General features: G+C 36.5%; 4 protein-coding genes. All 4 read left to right on the top strand.

Annotated elements, in window-relative coordinates:
- Positions 1–772: 772 nt before the first annotated feature.
- Positions 773–1,462 carry an ABC transporter permease gene (locus HE1_RS00500; RefSeq protein WP_024161490.1) on the top strand — a complete coding sequence of 230 codons (690 nt, stop codon included), beginning with the start codon at positions 773–775 and terminating at the stop codon, positions 1,460–1,462.
- On the top strand, positions 1,463–2,269 hold the full coding sequence (locus tag HE1_RS00495) for a division plane positioning ATPase MipZ (protein WP_035543368.1): 807 nt from the start codon (positions 1,463–1,465) through the stop codon (positions 2,267–2,269). It abuts the gene before it with no gap.
- A 323-nt stretch (positions 2,270–2,592) separates the two neighbouring features.
- Positions 2,593–2,730, top strand: a complete 138-nt coding sequence (locus HE1_RS08510) for a hypothetical protein (RefSeq protein ID WP_162531128.1) — start codon at positions 2,593–2,595, stop codon at positions 2,728–2,730.
- A 473-nt stretch (positions 2,731–3,203) separates the two neighbouring features.
- Positions 3,204–3,388: hypothetical protein (locus tag HE1_RS00490; RefSeq protein ID WP_035543365.1), on the top strand; the 185-nt coding region annotated here is incomplete at its 3' end.

Here is a 3,388-nt window from a genome sequence, read left to right as displayed (position 1 = left end):
TTCATTCTTCGGCGGTGTTGTCATCACCGTTGAATAAAGACCTCCTGCTTGGCTGCCTTTGCGGGCCGTGCTGCTGGCTTTTTAAATGAAAAATTATGGGCGTGCAACGTCTTGCCTCAAGAACATAAAGCGCAGGTATCGCTTACTTTCTTATACGTTATGGCTTTCAAAATGTGCGATAAGTTCTGATGTTTGCGAAGTATTCAGCTTGCTTATAGATCCCCCGCTTAACACCATTAACTTTTGATCTTTCTTATACTCCTCGACTGATCGTCAATCAAAAGAGCCTTAGCAATTTGACGAGCTCCCCCCTTGTCGAATAACTAAACTTCCTTAATCCTCTCTTCTACGCGTCGGTTCTTTTCTTTCCGATGCTGCGTTCTTAACGCAACACGATCTTCTTCTGACAGAAATCTTTGCATAAGAAAAATTATTAACGCATAAAATTAAACTTTTAAACTATTTCATTCAGTATGAGTATATTTCATTTCATCGCTCTCATAAGTTGTGCATAATTCCCTTCTATCGAATCGAGTATATTTCTTTTTAAGTCTTAATACATTAAACTTTATCGTGTGAATCTTTATAAATGTTTTGAGTTTAGATAGGCTTTACCGAAAAACATTGGTATACTACAGAAATTGAATTTTTAAATTTTGACAATTGTGCTAAAGAAAAATAAAATTCTAACTGGTTTTTTTATTTTGGATTTATTTTTCTATATCTTCCAATTTTTATTACTTTTCTATACTCTTTTAATAGTTTGAGCACAATGAGTTGGGCCGGATGGTCTTTTAAGTGGTATTACGCACTTTTTCAAAATCCTTTGCTTATGCGTGGATTTATGGTAAGCATAAAAATTGCTTCACTTTCTGCAACTTTTGCTATGATACTGGGAACGTTGTGTGCCAGCCAATGGGGAAGAAACAAAAGTGCCCATCCTCACCTTGTGTGGATGGCCAGCCTTTCTTTAGTGATTCCCGAAATCGTTATGGGGCTGGCCTTGTTGCTGTTTTGGGTTGCAATTATGAAAATTTTTCCCCAACTTACTCGAGGATTTTGGAGTATTTTTGTGGCCCATACCACACTAGGAACTGCCTACGTCACAGCCATTGTAAGATCACGTATCGTAAGCATTGACCCTGCATTAAGCGAAGCAGCAATGGATTTGGGAGCTCGCCCTTATAAAGTTTTTCTTGCAATTAAACTTCCTTTACTGATGCCCGCCCTTGCTTCTGGTTGGCTTTTAGCATTTATCCTTTCTTTTGATGATGTAGTTTTAGCTAGCTTTACTTCTGGGCCTGGGTACACAACGCTTCCTTTAGTAATCTTTTCTTACCTTAAAATTGGATATACTCCCCAGATTAATGCGCTAGGTAGTCTTATTATCTTGACGATTAGTTTGCTGATGGCGGGAATTTGGTATATTATTTATCGACGAGGTTCCTCATTTGAGGCTTAAATGGATGCAAAAAAAAAATCTCATATTGTTGTTTGGGGGAATGCAAAAGGAGGAGTAGGAAAATCTACACTTGCCTTACATTTTGCACTTCAGTGTATGTATGAAAAGCTAAGTGTTGCCTGCTTTGATGCAGATGGAGATCAAGGAACGTTGTTTCGTAGTATAGAAAATCGAAGACAGTACTGCAAGCAGCAAAATTTTTCTCTTCCTGTTCCTGAAATTGTTCGGTTTTGTCCTAGTGCGTATGAAACAGCAGAGCTATCCATAAAAGATTTGGATTTACTGTTACAAACTTTAGAAAATTTTGATGTTATTGTAATCGATACTCAAGGAAGTGACACTCCTTTAGGGCGCTATGTTCATCAAAAATCTAGTGTTTTGGTCAGCCCTATAACAGAAAGTCCTTTAGATTTAGATTTGTTTGTAAATATCAGAGAGATTCAAGAACAATCTCACCTTACGCTTCCCTTTGGCAGCTATGCCCACATGGTGTGGGAACAAAGACTAAATAAGGCATCCCAAGCTCAAGAACATTTAGAATGGGTGGTTGTACGAAATCGAATTAGCCATCAAATTTCTCGCACACAATTGCATATGGAGAAAATTTTAAAAAGCCTAGCACCTAGGGTGGGATTTCATATAGGTCCTAGCATAGGAGATCGCAGCATTTTTCGAGAACTTTTTTCCTACGGATTAACAGTTATGGATCGAGATGGGCTGACTACGTTAGCTCATATTACGGCTCGCCAGGAGATAAAAAGTATGACTCAGTATATCTTATCTCTTCTCAAAAAAAATAAATATTAAGGCAGAAAAGCGATGTTAAAAAAGGAATGAAATTAACTCGGCAAATGTAAAAAGCACAGCTGTTGTATTAAAAATTTTGATATTTTTACAATGTTTTAGAAAAGGCAAGTGTTATTAATAAACATATAGATTTTATAGTTCAGCTGGTGCTATAAAATCAAAATTTTTAAAAAATACACTTAAAAAATCCAAAAGTATCGACCAGGAAGAAAAGAACAAACTAAAAAAACTTAATCAGATTAGAGGTAAAAAAATAATATGCATATACTCATGCTGAATGAAATTGTTTAAAAATTTAATTTTATGTGTTAATAATTTTTCTTATGCAAAGATTTCTGAAAGAAGAAGATCGTGTTGCGTTAAGAACGCAGCATCGGAAAGAAAAGAACCGACGCGTAGAAGATAGGATTAAGGCAGTTTTTTTATCCGACAAAGGGTTGGAGCTATTGTCAAATTGCTGAGGCTCTTCTGATTGACGATCAGTCGAGGAGTATAAGGAAGATCAAAAGTTAATGGTGTCAAGCAGGGGCTCTGTAAGCAAGCTGAATATTTCACAAACAGCGGAACTTATCGAGCATTTGGAAAGCCACAACGTATATGAAAGTAAGCGATACCTGCGCTTTATGTTCTTGAGGCAAGACGTTGCACGCCCATAATTTTTCATTTAAAAAGCCAGCAGCACGGCCCGCAAAGGCAGCCAAGCAGGAGGTCTTTATTCAACGGTGATGACAACACCGCCGGAGGATGACCCCATAAGTTGATGTATTGATATATGGAAGAATTAGAAAATATTATGTCTTTAATAAAAGAAGAAGATTTAGAGAGACTAGGAAAACTTTACGATGTCAATAGATATAATAATAAAATCACCGGAGAATAACTATTCAAAGGTTTGCTGAGATTAATACTCCTTGGCAAGAAAACTAGTTTAAGAATGTTAGAAAAGCTAATCAACCAAGGGTTTGGATCAATGAAAAGTGGCATTGAAGCGACATATAGTGGCATTTCAAAGCGGTTAAAAGTAATCAAATGGGAGTATTTTGAAGGAATATATAAAGATTTAGTGAGTAAGGTTGAGCATGAAATAGATTCAAAAGGAAGTAAGCACCTTCATAGATT

The organism is Holospora elegans E1, assembly GCF_000648275.1.
Classification (GTDB): Bacteria; Pseudomonadota; Alphaproteobacteria; order Holosporales; family Holosporaceae; genus Holospora; species Holospora undulata_A.
The sequence above is the reverse complement of the archived record's forward strand: the minus strand, read 5'-3'. Positions and strand labels throughout refer to the sequence as shown.